This window comes from Bradyrhizobium sp. CSS354 (assembly GCF_029051725.1).
Taxonomy (GTDB): Bacteria; Pseudomonadota; Alphaproteobacteria; order Rhizobiales; family Xanthobacteraceae; genus Bradyrhizobium.
In genome coordinates this window covers 1-803 of the sequence record NZ_JAACFU010000078.1, presented here as the reverse complement: position 1 = coordinate 803, position 803 = coordinate 1, and the positions used below count along the sequence as shown (strand labels likewise).

At 66.0% G+C, this 803-nt stretch carries 1 protein-coding gene; it reads right to left on the bottom strand.

Going from position 1 to position 803, the window contains the following annotated elements:
* The coding region (gene istA, locus GWG67_RS39205) for an IS21 family transposase (protein WP_275174896.1) at positions 1-803 on the bottom strand (803 nt) is incomplete at both ends.

Below are 803 nucleotides of genomic sequence, written 5' to 3'. Positions count from 1 at the left end.
CGCCTGGCACAGCGCGATCGTGGACGGACCGATCTTCTCGGCGGCGGCCAGCAGACGTGCCGGCGTCCAGAAGGCGTATCGGCGATGTGCGCTCGGCATGTGCTCGGGGATCGTGGTGTGGCGGCGCTTCACCCCCGAGCGTGCATGGCTGGCGATGCGGGTGCCGCGATGGAACACCTCGATGGTGGCTTCGGTGGCCCGAACCTCGACAACCTGGCGGATCATGCGGGATGGCACCGAGTAGAAGTGTCCCTGAACCTCGACATGGTAATCCGGCGCCACACGGGCACGACGCCATTCGGCGTACTGATAGGCCTCGGCCGGCAGCGGCATCAGGGCCGGACGATCGATGGTGTCGAAGAACTCGCGGCGGCTGGCACCGAGCTTGCGCATCAGGCGGGCGTTGAGTTGGTCAACCAGGATGCGGATCGCAACATTCAACTCGGCGAGCGAGAAGAAGCGCCGGTTGCGCAGCCGCGCCAAAATCCATCGCTGGACGATAAGAACCGCCGCCTCCACCTTGGCCTTGTCGCGCGGCTTGCGGGGCCGCGCCGGCATAATGGTGGTGCCGTAATGGGCGGCAAGATCTTGGTAGGTCCGGTTGACGCCTGGCTCGTAGCGGCTCACCACCGTCACCCCGGCCTTCAGATTGTCGCAGACGAGCGCCTTCGGCACCCCGCCCAGGAAGGTGAGCGCATCCACATGGGCGCCGATCCAGTCGGGCAGTGCCTCGCTGAACCGGGCTTGGGCAAAGGTGTAATTCGACGCTCCCATGACCGCGACGAAGATCTTGGCGGCGCGCA